11 protein-coding genes are annotated in these 22,757 nt (G+C 43.1%); 2 read left to right on the top strand and 9 right to left on the bottom strand.

Going from position 1 to position 22,757, the window contains the following annotated elements:
* Positions 1 to 24: 24 nt before the first annotated feature.
* From RB604_RS03420 to RB604_RS03400, 5 genes are all read right to left on the bottom strand, one after another.
* Complete coding sequence (locus RB604_RS03420; protein WP_005928386.1) at positions 25 to 702, bottom strand: hypothetical protein; 678 nt, start codon at positions 700 to 702, stop codon at positions 25 to 27.
* A gap of 1 nt (position 703) precedes the next feature.
* Positions 704 to 3,598, bottom strand: coding sequence for an HsdM family class I SAM-dependent methyltransferase (locus RB604_RS03415; protein ID WP_007479706.1), 2,895 nt, complete (start codon positions 3,596 to 3,598; stop codon positions 704 to 706).
* Between the two features lie 560 nt (positions 3,599 to 4,158).
* Positions 4,159 to 9,810 (bottom strand): leucine-rich repeat domain-containing protein, encoded by a 5,652-nt coding sequence (locus RB604_RS03410; RefSeq protein ID WP_195558442.1) that lies wholly within the window; start codon positions 9,808 to 9,810, stop codon positions 4,159 to 4,161.
* A gap of 21 nt (positions 9,811 to 9,831) precedes the next feature.
* Positions 9,832 to 12,396 carry a fibronectin type III domain-containing protein gene (locus RB604_RS03405; RefSeq protein ID WP_007479709.1) on the bottom strand — a complete coding sequence of 855 codons (2,565 nt, stop codon included), beginning with the start codon at positions 12,394 to 12,396 and terminating at the stop codon, positions 9,832 to 9,834.
* Positions 12,397 to 12,422: 26 nt separating this feature from the next.
* Entirely contained in the window at positions 12,423 to 13,772 is a 1,350-nt protein-coding gene (locus tag RB604_RS03400; protein WP_007479710.1) for a PEGA domain-containing protein, read from the bottom strand.
* A 782-nt stretch (positions 13,773 to 14,554) separates the two neighbouring features.
* Here RB604_RS03400 and RB604_RS03395 point away from each other — a divergent pair.
* Complete coding sequence (locus RB604_RS03395) at positions 14,555 to 16,621, top strand: acetate--CoA ligase family protein (RefSeq protein WP_007479711.1); 2,067 nt, start codon at positions 14,555 to 14,557, stop codon at positions 16,619 to 16,621.
* A gap of 26 nt (positions 16,622 to 16,647) precedes the next feature.
* Here RB604_RS03395 and RB604_RS03390 read toward each other — a convergent pair whose 3' ends face one another.
* The 4 genes from RB604_RS03390 to xerD form a co-directional block, all read right to left on the bottom strand.
* Complete coding sequence (locus tag RB604_RS03390; RefSeq protein WP_005928404.1) at positions 16,648 to 18,186, bottom strand: YifB family Mg chelatase-like AAA ATPase; 1,539 nt, start codon at positions 18,184 to 18,186, stop codon at positions 16,648 to 16,650.
* A gap of 25 nt (positions 18,187 to 18,211) precedes the next feature.
* Positions 18,212 to 19,246: a TlpA disulfide reductase family protein gene (locus RB604_RS03385; protein ID WP_007479712.1), complete on the bottom strand. Its 1,035-nt coding sequence runs from the start codon at positions 19,244 to 19,246 to the stop codon at positions 18,212 to 18,214.
* Between the two features lie 111 nt (positions 19,247 to 19,357).
* Complete coding sequence (locus tag RB604_RS03380) at positions 19,358 to 21,049, bottom strand: tetratricopeptide repeat protein (protein WP_005928409.1); 1,692 nt, start codon at positions 21,047 to 21,049, stop codon at positions 19,358 to 19,360.
* A 149-nt stretch (positions 21,050 to 21,198) separates the two neighbouring features.
* A complete protein-coding gene (xerD, locus tag RB604_RS03375) occupies positions 21,199 to 22,146 on the bottom strand; it encodes a site-specific tyrosine recombinase XerD (protein WP_005928411.1) in 948 nt (315 codons plus the stop codon).
* A gap of 145 nt (positions 22,147 to 22,291) precedes the next feature.
* Between xerD and aroQ the strand changes: the two genes are divergently transcribed.
* Entirely contained in the window at positions 22,292 to 22,720 is a 429-nt protein-coding gene (gene aroQ, locus RB604_RS03370; protein WP_005928413.1) for a type II 3-dehydroquinate dehydratase, read from the top strand.
* Positions 22,721 to 22,757: the final 37 nt, after the last annotated feature.

The following is a 22,757-nucleotide window of genomic DNA, read 5'->3' as shown; positions in this document are numbered from 1 at the left end:
ACGAAATTCTTTTTGTGATCGTGATCAGGGAGTCAAATCGATGAAATAATGCCAGAGGAAAATAGTATCATTGGATATGTTTCTTTTATGGCAGGATGCAAACTTTTCGACGGATCCAAGCAATGAGACTTTGGCTAATTGTTCATCTTCTGTCCAATCTATGGACTCGTTTATGCTGTTTTGCGATTGATAAATCACCCAACCATTTACTTTTGAAAACCACTCTTCAATGGTTCGGCTTTGCACATACGCAAACATTCCGCACTCTTTGAGATGCTTTGAATGTTCTCCTTTTTTGAAACGTTCTATTCCGCCTCGTTCTCCATAAACGTATTCTTGATTGTTGGATGTCTCAGAGAAACGTTTAGCCTCAAACTCCATTATCGGAATAACCTTTGAATTTCTGGTATTGATATATACACCGATATCCGTTTCTCTTGTAGAGCTTGCTTGTGGCGGGTTTTTACTGAATTCATATGGCAGATACCCTCCGTTTTCACAATTGCATAAGTTGAAATGGCGGACTAAAAGGTTGCTAATCCAATTTTCCCTGACAGAATCTTTATTTTGATTATAGTAGTGTGGAAAATCTGCTATGTGATTGTCAATGAATGATACAATTTGTTCTACTTCGTGTTTGGGAGGAACTGATAAATCATTCGGTTGTGGCAATTGATATGAAGGCAAACTATCTTTGAACATTTTAGTAACGGGCTTTTATATAGTCTGCAAACACTTCATCGGCATCACGTAAGGCAATAGACGGAAGCCAATAGCGTAATTGCTTCGGTTTTATTAATATAATAGTATTTTTACCATACACTTTCATTATTTTCTGAATATGTGTGTGTGGGCGTTTGATATTTTTTTGAGGAATGACATTTTGTATATACTGTTCTAAATTGAAAACTTGTTCTTCTGATACAGTAAGCAACTCTTTGCCGTACTCAAAATGTATGGCAATGTAGTTTTCGGTATTTAATATTTTATAAGGTTGGAATTTTCCGTTATCAATTTGATAAACACTATTGAGCGTTTTACAAAAAACAGATGCGAATTTGGTTATGTCTGCATTTAGAACCGCTATTTCTTCTGTTTTTCTTTTATCAGCAATTTCTTCTATGATGATCTTTTCTGCCTCAGAGAATATGATATCGTTTTTGTTATGCGAATACGGAATCCTCATAATATCATCTTTGTTGATTGAAGTGGCTTTTCCAATCATGGCTCTTCCACTCGTTGCCAGAATATAGCTTCTTAGTAAACTATTGTTTTCTTTTAAATAATCATATAATGCGGATAACTCTGATTTATCATCTTGAGGCGCATGAATACCGATTATGCCGAATGGAAAAGTCAGGTATTTTTCCGAATAAGCAATTGGAATTCCTTGGTTGCCTGTTATCACTCTTATCAGAATATGCGGCCCTTCATAAATTTTCTTTTTTGTTTTTCTGGGTCTTTCGAAACGTTGAATCAGACATTCGTGGATTTGTTTTTCATCAATGCCGTTTTCGGTTAACGCTTCTACGGGGATAGTCTCTTTTCCGGTTATAAAATCGGCTTTATTGGATTTGTCGCCAATGATATATCCGATACCCACACACCAACCCTCTTTTCTTTCTTTTTCTTTTAAAAATTCTTTTAGAGTGGGCAAAGTGGACAATCTTTCAATGAGAGATGTAATTCGGCCTCCTCCTAATAAATGTGCTTTCCATGTGTATGGCTTAAAAATAGCATCATTTTTAGACATGAAGTGGAAATCGTAATAATCAAACTCTAAAAAAAGTTTATTTGCATTTGAGAAGGTGCGATTGGCTATCAGATGTAAAACAGGTTCTGAGTCCGGTCTTGATTTCTGTAAAAACACAGCTGCTGTTGACACGTTCTTTTTACCCCATAGTTTATCTGCCAGTTTGGTGAAATCAATAACTTGCAATAAATTGTATGTAGAAAAGACGTCTTCCTTGAATTTTAAGTCTTTTTGATACAATAACGGTCCGGATGGTTGAATCATAGAAAGTATTCCTCCCGCTTTTAGAAGTTTCATAGATTGTACTAAGAAGTGCAGTGCAGGATTTTCGTCCGGTATATCTATTTCTGTTTTATAACCAAACTGTTTTTCTAACTTTTTAAAATATTCCTTTCTGGCAGGTTCTTTATCATTTACAAACGGCAAGTTGAAAGGTGGATTTCCAATCACCAATGAAAAGTCATTGGGTGGATTTTCCGTTACATATTTAAAGAAGTTCTTTGTGATGATATTATTGTTCAGATCAGGAAATTTCAACTCTCCCCATGTCGGAGAATCCAGATTTACTTCATCTAAGATTGCAAGGGCCAGGCTGAAAATAGACAAACGAATGGCATCTTGCTCAATATCTACTCCATGAATGCTCTTTAATAATAAGTCTTTTAATACCGGTAGCGACGGTTTCTCCAGTTTGCCTGTTTTTTGCCATTGTTCATACCGCCACCATTGAACGATGCGTTTGTAGGCTTTAACCAAGAATATTCCGGAGCCACAACTTACATCGATCAGTTTAAAATCTTTTTGAGGAGATTGCAGAGGCATGCATTCGTCCACTAAAGTGGAGACGATCATTTCGGGTGTGTAAACGATGTCCTTGCTATCGGTCAATAGCTCTTCATATACAGAACTGATTACTTCTACCGGCAGGTGTGAGAATGAATATAGCCGCCAGAAAACATATTGATTGTTTTCTATATTGGCATCTAAATAGTTTGCCAGGTATTTGATTTCTGTTTTTCTAATGGATGTTCTCTCCTTTACTTCTTTTTCCTTGTCCCATTGAAATATCTTCCCATTGAAATCAGAAGCTAATTTATCTAATAAGTCAAGAAGTTTGCCTTGACGGATAACATCACAAAATCCGTTGCATTGGAAATGTTTTTGAAAGTAAGTACTTGCAAAGTACCCGCTCTGTGAATCTTCGTCCCGTTCTTCCAGATATTTTATAAGAAGACATTGAACCAGCAATTTTAAGGCTACGTGCTTGTCCAAACCGGATTCTTTTTGAAAACTGGCATATACCTCTTTAAGGCCACGGATTAAATCTTTTGTCGCCGATTGTTCAAATTGAAAATGATTTTTGTTTATTTCCTCTTCCCAAAATAGGCCATTATCAAAGCTTTGCGCATTAAAATTTCTAATGGCTTCTCCTGTTTTTATGATTATCTCTTGTGCATAATTTATCCTGTTGTAATCGGGTTTTTCTCTTGCGTCGAAAAAGCTCACAGATGACTTCTCGATGATGATGTATACAGGTACCTGATAACCATTCCACATATTTCTGTGTATGCGGTTTTTTTCTTGAGAGCTTAACGGTTTTAGGGTATAGTCAAAGATATATAGCTGTGGCACGGCGGCTCTGCTATCTTGGAAATAGCGGAAATACACAGCATCTGCACCGAATTTATTTTTTGCGGTTTCTAAGGCGAAAAGAATGTCTGGTGCGGATATGGCTTTTGAAAGACTTTCATAGTTTTGAGTCAATAACACTCCACTGGTTCCTTTTTCAGAAATAAAGGAAAAGTTGAGTTCTTGAATTTTTCTTTCAAAGTGGGCTATTGGCATACAAATTCTAATGTCTAAACTCTATTTTTCGGTAAAGATACTATTTTTCGGTATTGTTTTAAAATCATCGGACTTAAAACATGATATTTTTGTTGTATTACCGTTCTTTAAGAACTTGTCAATGAGAAAATCGTATGTCTGATTTTAACATTGTTAATTCTGTTTTGCGGCATATTGTTTCTTCTGTTGCAAAACATTAATTCTTTGCCTGTAAAGATACGTATTCTTGTTGACAAAAAATTGTATTTAACACAGTATTAAATACGTATTCTTGCAGGCTAAGAATATAGATTCATTTACTTAGGAGATGAACAGTTAATGATTTGATATACAATGAACAATAGCATTTGCGACTACTTCCTTGTATCGGGCGGCCCTCATTGACTCGAAAAACGCTTCCTCCCTGTACTTGTCAAATTAACAACTTCAGTGCTACCCGGTCATCGTTTAATCATTACTGAAAAGAAACCCGTCATTGACAAATACATGCCGATGACGGGTTTCTTTTCAGTAATGGTTTCAGTAATGGTTGGTTTTCTGTTTGAGGCTCAATGATGATTTTATTGTTTCACAATCACTTTTTGTCCTTCAAGGAAGTAGACGCCCTCATCAAGGTCGGTCACCTGATTGATTCCTTCATTCACTTCTGCATTACGGAGCAACATGCCGTTTACACCATAAATTTCGATGGTACGTGTACAGTCCGATTCGATGTAAAGGATACCGTTTCGGCTGTATGCTTTCACGTTATCGATGGTTTCGCCCAGCGTTATGCGTATGTCGGTGGCACCACCGCCATTGTCACCGATACTGAACATGAGCGGCGCATTGAGCGACCCCGGTTTGTCTGTAACGTAAGCTTCGAACGGCTTTACGTCACGGCGATAACGTTCGAATACGCTACCGGTTGTCTCTTCCGTGTTGTATGGATCGATGTTCAGGGCATATACCTCCTGTGATTGTTCGACTGCTGTAAGCGTCGGGACAAAATTGAATTTCGGTCCTTCTACGATTGGCAGAACTTCGGGTGTGACAGGTATCCGGTAATCTTCGGCTATGAATTGCACCTCTCCGGTGATGTTATATTGCTCGTCATATTCCCGGTTGTTCGGCATGGCGATAATGTAAGGGGTATGTGCTTTTATCTGCTGACACGACTGGAATCCGTTTTCTCCCAGTTCGCGTAACCAGAAACGGCGTGTACTTGCTCCTTCTGCGCCGAACGGCAGGAGCTCGGTACTTTTTGACTCGAACCATATGCGGCTGACATCGAATGGCAGTGTGATTGACTCCCATCCCTTGGACACGTTGCCACGTCCGGTTTCCAGACTGAACGTCTTGCGAAATATGGCTTTCTTCGCTTCAAATGCTTTCCAGCAATGGAACGGATATTTATCTGCTATTTCAATGTTCTCGGCCACCCCGTCGCGAATCACATTATACCATTTTTGAGGAACCTCTGTCTGTGCGGTGACATACATCAGGCAGTTTTTGGCATAACTGTTGAAAGCATCGTTTTCGATACGTGTTTTACTGTTCCATGTGATGGACATCAGGTTGGGGTTGGCATTGAAAGCAAAGGGTTCAACGGTGACTACTCCACTGCCTACGCTTACCGTACGCAGATTTTCACAATTACTGAAAGCATTGAGCCGTATGGTTTTTACTTTGTCGGGGATGACGATGTCCTTTACCTGTGTGCTTTTATAGAACGCATTCTTTCCGATGGTTTCCAGATTGTTCCCGAAACTGATGCTCCTTAATGAGTTCTCTTTATTTTCGGCACTGAATGCATAGGCGCCGATTGTGCGCAGACTGTTCGGCAATGCCACCCTGTTGATATTCGTTGAGTTGACAAAAGCGTAGTCGGCGATAGAGTCCATGCCTTCGGCGAAGGTCACATCGGTCAGTGTACTGCAATTGGCAAAGGCATAGGCGCCTATGGTTTTGGCGGGTATATGGATGCTTGCCAGCTTCGGGCAGTTGGAGAAGGCCCGTGTGCCAATGGAGTCGGTGGAAGCAAGAGTGACTTGTTCCAGTGCCGGGCAGTTGTAGAATGCTTCTGTTGCAATGTTCTTTTCGCCGCCTTCTTTCATGATGACGGTGGTTAATTTCGGGCTGGCTTGGAAAGCCTGTTTGCCGATCGATACCGAGCCGGCTGCTATTTCCACGCTTTGCAGTTCTTTGCAGTTGTAGAATGCTTGTGACCCTACGGTTTTTACCGATGCCGGGATGCGGATGTTTTGCAGCTTAGTTCCATAGAAAGCTTTTTCGGCAATAGTAGTCAGATTTTCGGGTAGTGTGATGTTTGTGATATTGGTATATCCGAATGCTTGAACGCCGATGCGTTTTACGTTTTTGCCGATGGTGATTTGGGTCAGATCCGTCCGGTTGTTGAAGGCGTAATCTTTGATCTCTTCCATATTTAGGGCTAAGTCTGTCAAGGCCGTACCGTAAAAAGCATTTTCGTGTATATCGGTTACTTTCTCCGGGATGCTGAGTTGTTTCAAGGCTGTGCAATAGCCGAAGCTATAAGCGTCCAGGGTCGTGACATTAGCTCCGATGGTAACATCGGTCAACGCCTTGCAATAATAGAACGTATTGCTTGGCAGTTTGGTGACACCGGTTCCTATTCTGACACTTTGTAGGGCGGAGAAACTGTTGAATATTCCTTCGGGAAGTGCCTTTATCCCGTTACCGAGAGTGACGGAGGTTAATTTGCTATTTAATCCGTTGAATACTCCGGTGACATCTGTTACTTGATCCGGGATGTTGAGCGATGCAATCTCTGTACCGTTGAACACATCGTGTTCCAGTTTACGCAGTTTTGCCGGCAAAGTGATTGCTTTCAGGCAGCGGCATTTTTGGAATGCGTATGTTGCAATGCTGTCTACTGCTTCACCAAGCGTGATATTACTTAATGTATCACAACTTGCGAAGGCATAGCTTCCTATACTTTTCACTTTGGCCGGGATGGTGATGCTTTCCAGTTTTTTGTCTCCGGCATTATAAAAGGCATATTCACCGATTTCTGTTAATTCCGGATTTAATTCGATCACCCGCAATGAGTCACAACCGTCGAAAGCTTTACTACCCACTTTACGAATGGAGGCAGGGAATCCGATGGAATCCAACTTAATACATCCGGCAAAGGCTTCTGTAGGGATCTCGTTGATGCTTTTGCTTAGAGTGAATTCAGTCAATTGTTTGTTTCCTTTGAAAGCGGCTTCGCCAATGGTTGTCACCTGATCGGGCAGGGTGAATTTCTCTAAGCCGGTATTATAAAATGCATTGGCTCCAATGGTAGCTAACTCTTTGCCGAACTTCACTTCTTTCAGATATTTTTTGTCTTTGAATAGGTTATCGGGGATGGCAGTAACTAAATCTCCAAAGGTCACTTTTTGAATGCTGGCGAATTTTCCGGCTGTGGCAATAATGGTTTCATTTTCATTGTTGATAGTGATATCTTTTACACTGTCGCAGGAATTGAAAGCATCTTCCTCTATGGCAGTCAATTGAGGAGTTAGAGTAATTGTTCGTAGACTATCGCAATTATTAAAAACATAGTTAGGGATGATCGTTATGTTTTGAGGAAGTGTAAATGTACGAAGTCCGGAGTTGCTAAAGGCATAGTTCTCTATTTTATTAACACTTTCCGGAATGTAAATAGAAGCCAATTTACTACATCCGCTGAAAGCCGAATTTCCAATGGTTGTTAATGTTTCCGGCATGTTGATGGTTTGGAGTGATTTACAATTGGCGAAAGCAGAATTACCAATTGTTGTGACTTGGTTTCCTAAAACAACAGTTTCCAGGTTACTTTTATTGGAGAACCAATTACTTATATAGGTAAGTTTATCGTTGAGTTTTACATAACGAAGATTATTACATTCGTAAAAAGGGTCATAAGTAGATATTTCTTCAATTCCATCTCCTAAAATAAAACTTTCCAAGGCACTGCATCCATAAAAAACATATTGTCCTAAAGATGTGACTTTTGACGGAATAGTTATTGATTTCAAGGCTTTACAATCTCTGAATACTTGATTCCCTATACTTTCTAAACTGTCCGGTAACGTTATGCTTCGTAGGTTTTCACATCCTTGAAAAACTTGATCTTTAAGTATTCTTAAACTGTCGGGCATTTCAATCGTTCTTAAATTGTCGCATTCGTAGAATACTCCCCCCTCTATATTACGTAGTTTTTTAGGTAATACGATCTTCTCCAGTCCGGTACATCCATTAAAACAGAAACTTCCTATTGTTGTTATATTTTCCCCTAATATGACTTCTGTTAGATTTGTTTTACCTTGAAATATACTGCCGGTTAAATCTGTCAGGCCGTTTCCGATGACCACTTTCTTAAGGTTGCTACATCCTTCAAATGGTCCATAACCCGATATGCTCTTAACTCCGTTTCCGATGGTTATTTCTTCGAGAGCGTTACAACCACTGAACACGTATTGTCCAATAGATTCGACTTTGTCCGGAATTGTAATCGTGGTTAATGATTTACAGTTGTAGAATGCTCTATTTCCTATCTCTCCGGTTAAACTGTCTGCCAGTATTATGCTTTGCAAATTTTCGCATCCTTCAAAAGCCTGATCCTTAAGTGTTCTTAGGCTATCTGGCATTTCAATCGTTCTTAAATTGCTACATCCGAGGAATGCAGCCCCGTTGATGTTACGTAGTTTTTTAGGCAATGTAATCTTTTCTAATCCAGTGCATCCCATAAAACAACTGCTTCCTATTGTTGTTATATTTTCTCCTAATATGACTTCTGTTAGGTTCGTTTTGCCTTGGAATATACTGCCGGTTAAATCTGTCAGGCCGTTTCCGATGACCACTTTCTTAAGGTTGTTACATCCCTCAAATGGGCCATAACCCGATATGCTTTTTACTCCGTTTCCGATAATTATTTCTTCGAGAGCACTGCATTCATAGAATACATATTGTTCGATAGATTCAACTCTGTCCGGAATCGTTATGGCTTTTAATGACGCACAATCATTAAAAGCTCTTATGCCGATAGTTCGTAGAGTGGATGGGAGGACGATATTTTGTAAAGAACTACACTTGTAAAAAGCATTAGAATTTATGTCTGTCAATCCTTCGGGCAATACGATACTTTGTAGCCATTCACTCTCTTGGAGTGCCGCAGAATTGATTGTCAATGTTCCTTTTGGCAATATCAACGTTACCCATGTATTCTTTTGGAATTGCGTATTGATGCTGTTGTTTATAAATGAGGCATCCAATAAGTCCAGCGTCTTGACAGCTGTTAGGTTTTGCTTGATGAAAGCGATATCTGTATCATTAATAACGCCTGTCAGCTTAAGATTGTTGATTTTTGCATAATCGCTCGCTGATACTTGATTGCTGAGGTTCCCTGGACTTGTCACAGCGATGCTTGTTATATCGCTTGTACAATTGGCCCGCAAGGAAACCTCCCGTGTGCCTCCATTGGTTACTATGATAGCTTTGGCTTCAATCAGTCCTTCGGCTGTTACAGTGACGGTGAAAGGGATTGTGCGTGTCTCCAATGCTGGAATATTCTTTTCATAATCTCCTATGGAGAAAATGGTATTGTCGGTTGTCACTTTCGTTATGTTTAGTTGTTCACTACCGATATTGCGGACATTCAGGTTGACCGTTGTCGGTGCATTTTTTACTACATTTCCGAAGTAAAGTTGGGTCTCGCATACAGGGTAAGCAACGCCCGGCATTATGAATGATGTTGGCGACATATAGATATTTTTCACATAGCCGCGATCATCTCCGGTGGTAGCGGAACTACTGTTTTTGTAGCTCCATTTCAAAGTATGCACACCCGTTTTTAGATCATAACTATAAGGGGTATAGTTGGATATAATGCCGGATATATTAGTTACTTGCTTGTTGTCCACATAAAATATCAGTTGGTCGCCATTGACAGACCAGTCGAAAGAAACCGTAGCATCAAATGATAGGTTGAACGTTGTACTGAACCCTACTTCAGAGTTCGCTTCTTTATTACTGCTGGTCACAACCCCGTTTCCCGCAGTTGTCCACGGGGCAGTGGTAGATTCCTGTTCAAAGGTCAGTGGGAAAGAGCCTTCTTTCAGCGCATTGGTGGCAAAAGTGTCATCGTTTGCTTGTGTTCCGTTTATGGCAGCGTAGGTGCTCAGACCTGCCAGGCATATCATACATATATATAAGAATATCTTTTTCATATTACTTTTCTGTTTCGAGGGTTATTTATCCGGATTACCCATATCTCCATCACCCGGTACGGGGTCGATGGCGGTGGTGAATGAGGTGATATTAGAGAGAGTTGTGCCTTGTGAATTTGTGGCAAAAGCACGTACATAGTAAGTGGTACTTGATTTCAGGTCGCTCATGTTCAGAACCATCTGGTCTCCTGTGCCTTCGATGGCTTTTACTTGGTCGTTTTCGCCCGGTTCGTGGTTGGTGCTGCTCCAATAAAAACCTTTCCGTGTGATTTCCTGGTTTCCGTTACTGCTGATACGTGCAGTGACTTTAGCTGTGGTGATTGCCACGTCTGTCACGGAGATATTTCCGAAAGTCGGCTTATTGACGGCATCCGTGGTGAATTGTGCATGGCTATTGTAGGTCACTCCCGCTTCGTTGACGGCATATGCACGTACGTAATAGGTCTTTCCGGGCGTTAAGCCGGTGAGGGTGTGGTTGAGGGCGGTTACGTTGCCTTCAATGTCTTGGTGGGTGTTTTTATCCATATCCGGCTGACTCGTTTCGGTGCTCCAGCAGAAACCTTTCCGGCTGATGGTGCCGTTACCTGCCGAGTAGATCGTGGCGGTAAGTACTGCGCTGTTGATGGTGACGCCTGAGACATTTGTACTATACAGGCCGGGAGCGGTGATTTGAGTGGTGGTGAAACTTTCGCTGCTGCTATATCCCGTACCTACGCTGTTGGTTGCAAAAGCGCGTATGTAATAGAGGGTACCGTGATTCAGCCCGAGCAGTTGCTGCGTGAAGTCGTTGCCTTCAACACTGATCACTTTATCAGAGGTTGTCGGGTTGGGATTCGTTGTACTATAACAGAACCCTTTTCCTGTGACCGGAGAATTATTGTCATTGATAATACTGCTACGCACATAGGCCGAGGTGGTATTGATGGCCGAAATATACGGAATGTCCAACGTGGGTTCGGAAATAGTTACAGTGGTGAAGCTTCCGGCCTGAGAATATCCCGTTCCTGCTTCATTGGTGGCGTAAGCCGTCACGTAGTACGGAGTACCGGGGTTTAGTCCGGTAAATTCATGCAGAAATTCCGTGCCTGTCATCTGTATTTTTTCGCATCCTTGCATGTCCAATCGAGGATTCTGTACGGAGGTGCTCCAGCAGAATCCGCGTTCGGTCACGGTACCGTTGCCGTTGCTGAGCAGTGTGCAGTTGACGCTTGCGCCATCTGTTTTGGGTGTGGAGATGACGAGTGCATCCAGTCGGGGCACTGTGAGCTCCATGGTTTTAAATTCTTTGACGTTCGAGTATCCGGTTCCTTTTTCGTTGACGGCATAGGCTGTCACGTAATAGGTGGTTCCCGGTGTCAGTTCTTCTAACATGTACTTGAAGTCGTCGCCTTCTATTGCTTTATGTTCGCATCCTTCCGTGTCTGTTTGCGGATTGTGTACGGATGCACTCCAACAGAATCCCTGTTCGGTGATTGTACCGCCTCCGTTGCTGGCTATGGCGGCACTGAGGTCGGCTGTTTTGGTAGTAAACGTAGGGGTGGTGATCGTAACTTCCGGCAGTGTCACACTGGTGGTAGTGATGGTGACAGCATTGCCGTATCCGGTTCCTTTTCCGTTGGTTGCATAAGCCCGGATATGATAAACGGTGCCTTCTTTGAGTTTATTGATTTCTCCTGCGAATACATTACTTTCTGTTAAAGGCATTTCTGTCTGTCCGTCGCAAGCACCAAGCATGGGGGTGGAGTTTGTACTGCTCCAGCAGAATCCCCGGGAGGTTACGGCAGAAGTTCCGGCATCGGTCACTTCAGCGGTTACTACGGCATAATTACCGCGTACAGTTGGCTCGTCGTATGTGCGTACAGTTGGCTTTTCCGAATTCTCGGTGCGGATAACGGTTGTTTTGCCGTATCCTACGATGCCTTCGTTGTTCATGGCAAAAGCCCGTATGGTATAGTCGGTAGAGGCGCTCAAATTGCTGATGGTGACTACGAAATCGGTTTCGCCTTCGGGTACGGCCACATTGTTGTCTCCCAATTTAGGGTCGCCTTCGGTTCCTTTGACGTAGCAGACACCTCGCAGTTCGATGCTTTCTGCCCCGCTGGAGATGACCTCGCTTGCGACCGTAATACTTTGATTGTCTTTGGTTCGGAGGGTTATTGCATCCAGTTCGGGCGCATTGTTGGCAACTGTGGCAAACTGCAGAATTTCCGGACTGATGACAGTGGTGTTGCCGCAGGTGATGAAAAGGCAGTAAAAATAGTTCGTTCCCGGAATGAGTTCTTCCAATTGTACTTTTACTTCACCGGATGTTTGCTCTACAAGCACTTTGATTACATCTTTGTCACCCAATGCTTTACTTTCGAGCAGAGTCTTGTTGATGGAGTAGAGGAAGCCGCATTCGGTAATTTCCAGATCGTTTTCTCCGATATTCCCTTTCAGTATGGCGCTTTTGCGTTTAATGTCATCTTGCGATACTACTTGGATCTCCATTTTCGGGGCAATCCAAGTGGGTTCTGTATCTTTTTCACAACCTCCTGTCAGCCAGATAAAGCACAGGATGGCGATGGTTCGTATGAGTCGTTTCATATCGTTTGAAGTGATTTATGTTATTCTTAGAAAATAATACCTACACCGGCGGTGACCTGGTGCTGTTTGAAATTGATTGTGTTGAATCCTGCCGAAAGCAGGAACCCTTTCAGGCGCAGGATAGCCCCTATTTCTGCCGCTACTCCGGATGCGGAGTGATCGGTGTTTTTATACCAGTTGTCTTCCGTGTCGGCTTCGAGCCAGGCAAAAGTGCGGTTACCGTATCCTACGCCGGCATAGCCGTAAAGTGGTTTAGCCAGACGGCGCATATATCCGGCTGTAATGCAGAGGTAGGATTTCTCTGTTCTTCCCGGTTCGTAGATGATGGAGGCGCCTTCGGTGGTCTTTTGGTTATCGTCACATTCACCTACGGTTTTGATCGAGTTGAAGTCACTCCTGAAAGCGGCATAGAATCCGTTGGTGCGTGTAAAACCGATCATGCCGCCGAAGGAGGTTTGCCCGCCACCGCCAAATCCTGCCTGTACCATAATGAGCGTGTTCATCGGAACTTTCGGTTTGATGGTGGATATCATGTGGAAGGTAGGGCGTACGGTTTCTCCGGCGGTTACATTCAGCACGGTGTCTATCGGGAAGTATGTTTGTTTCTCGATACGCACTTTATATTCCTTGATCCCCATGCGGTCACTGCGGTAGGGAGTTTTTCCTACCCGTACGCTGTCGATGTATACGTCGGCATCCTGCTCGGGTAGTGAGAAGATTTCCATGTAACCGAATTTGGGTTTTAATGCAACGCTTTTGGTGACCGGAGTATTACCTAACTTGATGACACCGGCATCGGGCTGATACATCGGTGCTTCCACCCGATAGGTGTGTTCTCCTTTCGGCATGGTTGCGTTGAAAAGTCCGTTTTCCACAGGTACCGGTTCTTCGTTAATGTAAACATTGGCTGTGGCCGGCTCGGGGCGGACTACGAGAAATTGCATGTTACTTTCCGCCACGGGCTTGTTCTGGTCGTCGCTTGTGTTGAGTACCATCTCGTATACGGTTGCCTTTTCGATGATGTCCGGATAGAAATAGTTGCGCAGAATTCCCAGTTTGTCATGCAGGATTGAGATGCGTCGTGCACCACGGGGGACATAAACCCACACTTCTCCTGTCTTGTTTTCGCGGGCTGTAATGCCTAAGGCATCGGGCTCGAACATAAGGTCTTTTTCGTTGGTCACGATGCGTATCAACGCACATATTTCTCCGTTTTGATCCCGTTTCGGTGCTGTGATACGGGCGGTGATGTCGTTTTCCATCCGATTAAAGGAAGTTACCGTAATTTTACTCTGTTGGGCCGATAGAATACTCGGACATAAGAACAACAGAAAATAAAAAAGTAAAAACAGATGTTTGAAATTGTTTTGATTCATGTAATAATTGTTTGTTTGCGACAGTCTCCTTTCGCAATCATCCCTAATTTTTTAGAAGTATGGAGACTTTTATATTATTAATACTTCGCCTACAAATGTAGTTAATAAAACAGAAATAAGAAGCATTCATTCTTAAAAAAAATAGTTGCATGCCTTATTTCCTTTTACTTGTTTTTGTTTTGTAACGGTTTACAGTGACAAAATTTATATTAGTGCGCTGTTATTTATTTGTTTAATTTGTGTGACGATTGTGCTTTTGACGGATTTTAACAATATGATGATGCTCCGATGGAGCCTTAACTGTACTGTTGCATTGCACATGTCCCCTTGTACAATAGCTAAAAAGCCTTGGTGGCAAGCATTACGGAGCGGAAGAGCTTGCGATATTGCGGAAGGGCTTCGGTGATTGGCACTGCGAACGGAGAGATTTTTGAAAATGGGAGTCTATGTTCATAACCGGAAGATATGGATTATATGGGAGGAAATATATCTTCCTTATTTAATTCTTTACAGATTGTATAACTATTATTGTATGTTGACAGTAGTCAATTTATCTATTGGTAGTTGTCGGCTTATCTGTTGACTACTGTCAATCGATCAGTTGATGATTGCCGACGGGGAATTATATTTAAAACTTTCTTCCCCTCCCTTCTGCACTTAAATACCGATGAATAACGAAAAGCGGAAGGGGGAAAGGGGAAATGAATTTCCATGTTTTAAGTTGCTTATGTTTTTGGGAAATACTATATTTGTGCATTAATAACCGAATAATATACAATCGTATGATTACAACACAGTTGCTCCGTCCGGAGAGCATCGTCGTCGTGGGTGCATCGAATAATGTGCATAAACCGGGCGGTGCTATATTAAAGAATCTTATCAATGGTGGTTATCGTGGTGAACTTCGTGCCGTCAACCCGAAGGAGACGGAAGTGCAGGGGATTCCTTCTTTTGCCGATGCCAAAGACATACCCGATACCGATTTGGCGATTCTTGCCATTCCGGCGGCGTTGTGTCCGGATGTGGTAGAAGCGTTGGCGAGCGGAAAGCAAACGAAGGCATTTATCATTCTCTCTGCCGGTTTTGGCGAAGAGACGCACGAAGGTGCACTGCTCGAAGAACGGATTCTGGCAACGGTGAATACATACGGTGCTTCGCTGATCGGGCCGAACTGCATCGGGTTGATGAACACGTGGCATCACAGCGTATTCAGTCAGCCTATTCCGCAATTGAGCTTGCAGGGAGTAGATTTGATTTCCAGTTCCGGTGCAACGGCAGTCTTTATTTTGGAGAGTGCGGTGACAAAAGGATTGCAGTTCAATTCTGTCTGGTCAGTAGGCAATGCGAAGCAGATCGGTGTGGAAGATGTGTTGGAATATATGGATAATACATTTGATCCGGAAAAGGATTCACGGATTAAATTGCTTTATATCGAGAGTATCGGTGATCCCGACCGTTTGCTGTTTCATGCTTCGTCGTTGATCAAGAAAGGCTGTAAGATTGCTGCCATCAAAGCGGGAAGTTCCGAAAGCGGGAGCCGTGCGGCCTCTTCGCATACGGGGGCTATTGCCAGTTCCGACTCTGCTGTCGAGGCTCTGTTCCGTAAAGCAGGTATCGTGCGTTGTTTCTCCCGTGAAGAGTTGACCACGGTAGGCTGCGTTTTCACGTTACCGGAATTGCGGGGGAAGAATTTTGCTATTATTACGCACGCCGGCGGTCCCGGGGTGATGCTGACCGATGCTCTGAGCAAAGGCGGACTGAATGTTCCCCGGTTGGAAGGCCCGTTGGCAGATGAATTAAAATCCCGCCTTTATCCCGGTGCTGCCGTTGGCAATCCGATTGATATCTTAGCTACCGGTACTCCCGAGCATTTGCGGCTTTGCATCGATTATTGTGAAGAGAAGTTTGAGAATATAGATGCGATGATGGCTATTTTCGGTACTCCGGGCCTGGTTACTATGTTTGAAATGTATGATGTGCTACATGAAAAGATGCAGACTTGCCGTAAACCGATTTTTCCGATTCTTCCTTCTATCAATACGGCAGGAGCCGAGGTTGCCGCTTTTCTGGCAAAAGGGCATGTGAACTTTGCTGATGAGGTGACATTGGGTACGGCCTTGTCGAGGATAGTGAATGCCCCGCAACCGGCCACCAATGAAATAGAGCTTTTCGGTGTGGATGTACCTCGTATCAGGCGTATCATCGACTCTATCCCCGAAGATGGTTATATCGCCCCCCATTATGTGCAGGCATTGCTGCATTCCGCCGGTATTCCGCTTGTCGATGAGTTTGTTTCCGGCAATAAAGAAGAGGTGGTTGCTTTTGCACGCCGTTGTGGATTCCCGGTAGTGGCAAAGGTTGTCGGTCCGGTACACAAATCCGATGTGGGAGGAGTGGTACTGAACATAAAAGGCGAGCAGCATCTCGCTTTGGAGTTCGATCGGATGATGCAGATTCCCGAGGCACATGCCATTATGGTTCAACCCATGCTGAAAGGCACGGAACTCTTTATCGGTGCAAAATATGAAGAGAAATTCGGACACGTTGTGCTCTGTGGTTTAGGAGGTATTTTTGTTGAAGTTTTGAAGGATGTTTCTTCCGGCCTTGCCCCGTTGTCTTATGAAGAGGCTTATTCTATGATCCATTCCCTCCGTGCCTATAAGATTATTCAGGGAACCCGTGGACAGAAAGGGGTAAACGAAGATAAATTTGCCGAGATCATCGTCCGTCTTTCCACCCTGCTACGTTTTGCCACGGAGATCAAGGAGATGGATATCAATCCGCTATTGGCTACGGAGAAAGAGGTGATAGCGGTGGATGCGCGGATAAGAATCGAAAAAGAAAGATGAAGAGAGGGGAGAATTCTCCCTTCTTTTCACCCTCCCCAATTCTCCCTGTCCAGATTCCGATAGCTGATGGCTTCGGCCAGGTGAGCGGAGAGTATTTGTTCGCTACCTTCCAGATCGGCAATGGTGCGCGATACTTTTAATATGCGGTCGTAGGCGCGGGCGGAGAGGTTGAGCCGGTTCATGGCATTTTTTAGTAAAGTCAGGCCTTTGTTGTCGGGTTGGGCATATTGGGCAAGCAGTTTGCTCGTCATTTGTGCATTGCAATAAATGCCTGGTTGGTCGGCAAAACGGGTATCCTGTATTTGCCGGGCTTTGATAACCCGTTTACGAATTTCTGAGCTTGGTTCGGCAGGATGGTTGTTGGCCATCTCTTCAAAAGGAACCGGCACAATTTCTATTTGTATGTCGATACGATCCAGTAAAGGCCCTGATATTTTATTCAGATATTTCTGCACTTGCCCCGGAGAACAGACACAGGCTTTTGTGGGGTGATTATAATATCCGCAAGGACATGGATTCATAGAAGCGATCAGTGTGAAACTCGCCGGATAATCAATGCTGCATCTTACCCGGGATATAGAGATGCGGCGATCTTCCAACGGTTGACGCAATACTTCCAATACACTGCGTTGGAATTCCGGAAGTTCATCTAAAAAGAGTACGCCGTTATGGGCAAGGCTGATCTCACCCGGTTGTGGAAAATTTCCACCGCCAACCATAGCTGATTGCGAAATCGTATGATGGGGGTTACGAAACGGACGTTTTGTAATCAGTGAGGTGTCTCGGCTCAGTTTTCCGGCTACGGAATGTATTTTGGTGGTCTCCAGACTTTCACCGAGAGACAGAGGCGGCAGGATGGACGGCAAACGTTTGGCCATCATGGATTTCCCGCTTCCGGGTGCTCCGATCATAATAAGATTATGCCCGCCGGCCGCCGCCACTTCTAATGCTCTTTTTACATTTTCCTGCCCCTTGACATCTGCGAAGTCGTATTCAAACTCTTCCTGGCGGGTATAGAACTCTTCCCGTGTATTGACGATCGTGGGCTGTAACTCGCATTTCCCGTTGAAAAATTCGATGACCTCTTTGATATTCGTAACTCCGTATACGTTCAGGTTATTGACGACTGCCGCTTCACGGGCATTCTGCAGGGGAACGATCAGTCCGTCGAATTTCTCTTCCCGTGCTTTGATAGCTATGGGAAGTGCCCCTTTGATCGGTTGTATGCTACCGTCGAGACTTAGTTCTCCCATGAGTAAATAATGGGGCAGTTTCTCGGAAGAGATGGTTTCATTGGCGGCAAGGATGCCTATGGCAAGCGGGAGGTCGTAGGCCGAACCTTCTTTACGAATATCTGCCGGTGCCATGTTGATGACTATATTGCTGGTGGGCATTTTGTACCCGGTCACTTGCAGGGCGGAGATGATACGTTGATGGCTCTCTTTTACGGCAGAGTCGGGCAGACCTACCAGATAGAACATGCAACCTCTTGAGCTGTTTACTTCGATGGTGATAAGGGTTGCGTTTATACCTTGTACGGCCGCTCCGAATACTTTTATGAGCATGTTTTTCTTAGTAATTTAAGGGCAATTATTTCTTTTCGTTTTTCTTTAGCACTTCTTCCACTTTGTGGCTTAGGCTGTCTGCCGGGATATCTCTTGCAAGTATTCTTCCGCTTGGGGATACGAGTATGCTGACAGGCAGCTTCTGAACGGCATATTGTTTGGCTGTTTCCATGTCCCATCCGGTGAAGGTGCATACCTGTTCCCAGTTTAATGTGTCTTGTTTGATTTTGTTTTTCCAGGCTTTCTTGTCTATATCGAGTGAAATGCCGAGTATCCCGAAATCTTTGCTCTTTTTGTATTTGGCGTTTATCTTGCGCAGTTCGACATTTGTGGAGTCACAGTCTTCGCACCAGGATGCCCAGAAGTTGATAAGCAGATACTTATCTTTAAATTGCCCTGTGCGGGTTATTTTTTCTCCTTTTTCATTGGGGATACTGAAGAATGGCGCTGCTTTGTCTTTATTTACTTTTTCCAGTTGGCCGATATATTCTGTAAGTTGTCCGATACGAGGTTTGTCCTGTAAGATTCCGGCCATGATGTTGATAAGCTCTTTAATTTTATCGAAATCGGGGTTTTCTTTCTGAACAAAATATTTGTCGAGCAGATAGATACTGGCAAAAGAAAAGTTGTGTTGGCGGATAAATGTTTCGGCTTTTTCTTCAAGTGCTTTATCCGACGGGGTGTCAAGCTCTTGCAGGCTGGCTTGAAAAGCGGAAAACTCTTCGTTATAGATGTTACCGTTGATGTTCAGGCAGCTCAGATTATTTACGTTTCCTGCTATTTTTATTTTATTCTTTTTATCAAGGAAAATGGGGTATTCCGTATTTTTTTTAAATAATAATACGGCAGAAGTAATGGTATCTATTTTGAGGGAATGAGAGAACTTGTCTCCTTTTACGCAGATGGTATCTATTTGTTCGTAAAGTCCGTCCACCCCATACAGATAGATCGTGTCATTACCCAGTCCTTTAATTTCTCCGGTGATACTTGTTGTGTCAGCTTCCTTTTTGCAGCCTGTCATGCAGAGTATCAGAATGAGCAGAATATTAATCTTCTTCATTTTCCATTTCTTTTCTGCGAAAGTACGTGTTTTTACAGATAAAAAAAAGAATTGCCCGCCATTTGTCTGGCGGGCAACTCTCTTTTTTATTATTACGTATAAGATATTATCTTATTTGATAATGTTCATGAAGTCTGAATTTGTGAAATATTTAGCAAATTCAAGATCTGTTGCAGCTTTCTTTGCCAAAGAAGAATCTTTAGCAACAGCGTTCTTCAAGCTGCTTGTCAACATAGACTGATTGTTAGTTCTTGCACCCAGAACAGCCATCAGATAATCTGTATAAGCATCCGGCTTTTCAATGTTAGCCAAAGTGTTTTTAGCTTTGTTGTAGTCTTTAGCCAAGATCTGAGCAAGTGCGGCACTGTTAGTCTTAGCATCACCGAATGAGTTTACTGCTCTTTCATACTGACCTTGTGCGATATACAGGTTACCCAATGTTTCGCCTAATTCTTTAGCACCGGCAGCTTTGCCTAAGTATGCTTCAGCAGCATTCTTGTCGCCTTTAGCCAAAGCAACAAGACCGAGGTTCATGTTTACTTCAGGAGCAGCCTGGATGTTTGCAGCTTTCTTCAGGTAAGATTCTGCTTTGTCGATGTTACCGGCTTGATAAGCTAATTTACCAAGGTTGTTGAATGCACGGTAATCGTTCGGGAACAGCTCAGTAGCTTTTGTATAGATAACTTCTTTCTTACCGTTGTCGTTAGTCAGAGTTGCGGCATACAACAGTTCTTCCAGTGTCAGTTCTTTCGGATTAGAAGCAGCCAAAGAAGCGATTTCGTCGTCAGACTTACCGATGATTTCATAGTTCAAAGTCAAACGAGAACGACGCAGTTGCGGCAGGATTTCGTCAGCCAAAGTTTTGTAAACAGAAGAGATGTTTTTGATTTCCTGTTCTCTTTGTTCAGGATCCTGATACATAGACAATACGCGAAGGATCAGTTCTTTGTCCTGGATGTTTGATTTAGAAACCAATTCCTGGAAACCTTCCCAGTCCTGAGCAGTATATTTTGAATCGATAGGAGCGTCCACTTTTGCTTTCTTCAAGTCTTTGCTCAACATTTTAGTAGTGTTGCTTTCACGATTTTCAGCCAAACCTGTGTTCAGTTTCACACCACCGTCAGGAGATGCATAAGCAGATACCTCGATGTTGCTGATCTTCTTGTTGGCAGCTTCGTTTACTTCAGCTACTTCCTTATTGAATTCTTTAGCAGTCTTCAATTCGCTTGCACGGATGTTAGCCTGTTGGATAAGGAACATGATGTTCGCATTGTGCTTTTCTTTGATGATACGTTGGAAAGCGTCGTCACCGTTAGCAGGATTGGCACTTTGCAGTGTGTTTTCAACCAATTCGGATGTCGAGATCACACCATCAGCAATTTTAACGGCAGGAATAGTAACAGTTTTGTTACCGATCTTTGCGTTGAATTCAAGATACAATTCAGACTTAGCCATTTCAGGAACATAGTCGAATGAAGTCTTCATTGTGTAGTTTCCACCTACTTTGTAAGAAATAGTTTGGTCGTTACCTTCCACTTTTTCGCCTTGGAATACAGCTGGCTGACCTTTAGCTTCGCCGCCGTTCCATCTCAGAACCGGAGTTACTTCTACAACCGCTTTCTTGTTGAAATACTTTTCAGGGAATTTTCCATTGATGGTTACGGGAACCTTACCAGCTACTGCCTCCAGCACTTGCGGAGTCGTAGTGAAGTAATCAGATGATAATTCACCCATTTTCTTGTTACATGACGATAATGCAACAACCAATGCCATAAGTAAAGGCAAATACAGCTTCTTAATCATTTTAGGTATAATTTAAATGTTTGTAATTGAAATATTCGTCTATTCGTTCACACATCTTTTCCCATTAACCCGGAAAAAGTAACGCAAAGATATTAAATCTTAAGATATATATATAAACAAGGTATTGTTTTTATTATAATTTAATGAAATCAGCCTTTCTTTTCTTGTCGATATTTAATATTGCGCGGGTGATGCTCTATTATTTCACTCCGCAACATGTTCCGGTCGATGTGGGTATATATTTCGGTGGTGGCAATGGATTCGTGTCCGAGCATACACTGGATGGCACGGAGATTGGCCCCTCCTTCCAGCAGATGAGTGGCGAAAGAGTGGCGAAAAGTGTGCGGACTGATGTTCTTGGTGATACCTGCGGTCTGTGCCAATTCCTTGATGAGATGGAACACCATGATGCGTGATATGTTTTTACCCCATCGTGCCAGAAAAACATAATCTTCGTATTCTTTTTTTATTTTTCCACGGTTACGGTCTGTGAAATAGAGTTTAATTTCTTTAATGGCTCTTGGGGAGATGGGGACTAACCGTTGTTTGCTTCCTTTGCCTTCCACCTTTATGAAACCTTCGTCGAAATAGAGATCGGAGAGTTTCAGATTAGTCAGTTCCGATACACGCAGACCGCAACTGTACAGTGTTTCAAGGATCGCCCGGTTGCGTTGGCCTTCGTTTTTACTCAGATCGATGGCGGCGATGATGGAGTCGATCTCTTCTACGGTAAGTACTTCCGGTAACTTTAAACCGATTTTAGGCCCTTCGAGCAATTCGCTCGGGTCGGCTTCCAGATAATCTGCCATAATCAGGAAATGAAAAAAAGACTTGATGCCCGAGATGATCCGTGCTTGTGAACGCGGATGAATGCCGATGTCGTGCAGTCCGGCAGAGAAACGTTCCAAATCGTCCAGGCATACATCCGATATCTCTATATTTTCTGATTGTAGAAAATTAAGCAGTTTATCCAGATCGGTCATATAAGCATCCAACGTGTTTTTGGATAAAGACTTTTCCAGTTTCAGATATTGTTGGTACTTCCTGATTATCAGAGCCGCCGTATCCTTCTTTTCTGTTTTTTCGTTTACTTTCATTTCTTTTTTCTACCTTTGCCCCGCGAAGACAGGTTGCCCCTCGGCAAAATACAAATAAATTTGCTACTGCATTCGGTTTACGCTATCTTTGCATCTTGAAATAATGTTCTCGGGACAAAGGTATTAAAATTAGTAGGATTGTGTTATGAGGATACAAATTATTAATGGCCCCAATATTAATCTGCTGGGCAAACGTGAACCTTCCATATACGGAAGTGTTACATTTGAAGACTATCTGACCGGTCTTCGTGAAACGTATAAGGATATAGAGATTAACTATTTTCAATCTAACATTGAGGGAGAAATGATTGACTGCATCCAACAGACCGGATTTGAAGCGGATGGTATCATTCTGAATGCGGGAGCTTACACGCATACGTCTATTGCATTGCAGGATGCTATTCGTTCGGTGACGGCTCCGGTGATAGAGGTACATATCTCTAACGTGCACAGTCGCGAAGCGTTTCGTCACGTTTCCATGATTGCCTGTGCGTGCAGAGGGGTTATCTGTGGTTTCGGACTCGATTCGTACCGGCTGGCGCTTGAAGCTCTGAAAGGATGCGCCGGTGAATAATGCGCCGATGTGTTCATGAAAGGTATGTACTAATGTC

Origin of the sequence: Bacteroides salyersiae (assembly GCF_031172035.1) — a bacterium.
In the GTDB taxonomy this organism is placed as follows: domain Bacteria; phylum Bacteroidota; class Bacteroidia; order Bacteroidales; family Bacteroidaceae; genus Bacteroides; species Bacteroides salyersiae.
This window is presented reverse-complemented; position numbering and strand designations above follow the sequence as displayed.

Bases quoted from the DNA above. Each gene is read 5' to 3' on its own strand.
- RB604_RS03420 (WP_005928386.1), bottom strand. From the start codon at position 702: ATGTTCAAAGATAGTTTGCCTTCATATCAATTGCCACAACCGAATGAT.
- RB604_RS03415 (WP_007479706.1), bottom strand. From the start codon at position 3,598: ATGCCAATAGCCCACTTTGAAAGAAAAATTCAAGAACTCAACTTTTCC.
- RB604_RS03410 (WP_195558442.1), bottom strand. From the start codon at position 9,810: ATGAAAAAGATATTCTTATATATATGTATGATATGCCTGGCAGGTCTG.
- RB604_RS03405 (WP_007479709.1), bottom strand. From the start codon at position 12,396: ATGAAACGACTCATACGAACCATCGCCATCCTGTGCTTTATCTGGCTG.
- RB604_RS03400 (WP_007479710.1), bottom strand. From the start codon at position 13,772: ATGAATCAAAACAATTTCAAACATCTGTTTTTACTTTTTTATTTTCTG.
- RB604_RS03395 (WP_007479711.1), top strand. From the start codon at position 14,555: ATGATTACAACACAGTTGCTCCGTCCGGAGAGCATCGTCGTCGTGGGT.
- RB604_RS03390 (WP_005928404.1), bottom strand. From the start codon at position 18,186: ATGCTCATAAAAGTATTCGGAGCGGCCGTACAAGGTATAAACGCAACC.
- RB604_RS03385 (WP_007479712.1), bottom strand. From the start codon at position 19,246: ATGAAGAAGATTAATATTCTGCTCATTCTGATACTCTGCATGACAGGC.
- RB604_RS03380 (WP_005928409.1), bottom strand. From the start codon at position 21,049: ATGATTAAGAAGCTGTATTTGCCTTTACTTATGGCATTGGTTGTTGCA.
- xerD (WP_005928411.1), bottom strand. From the start codon at position 22,146: ATGAAAGTAAACGAAAAAACAGAAAAGAAGGATACGGCGGCTCTGATA.
- aroQ (WP_005928413.1), top strand. From the start codon at position 22,292: ATGAGGATACAAATTATTAATGGCCCCAATATTAATCTGCTGGGCAAA.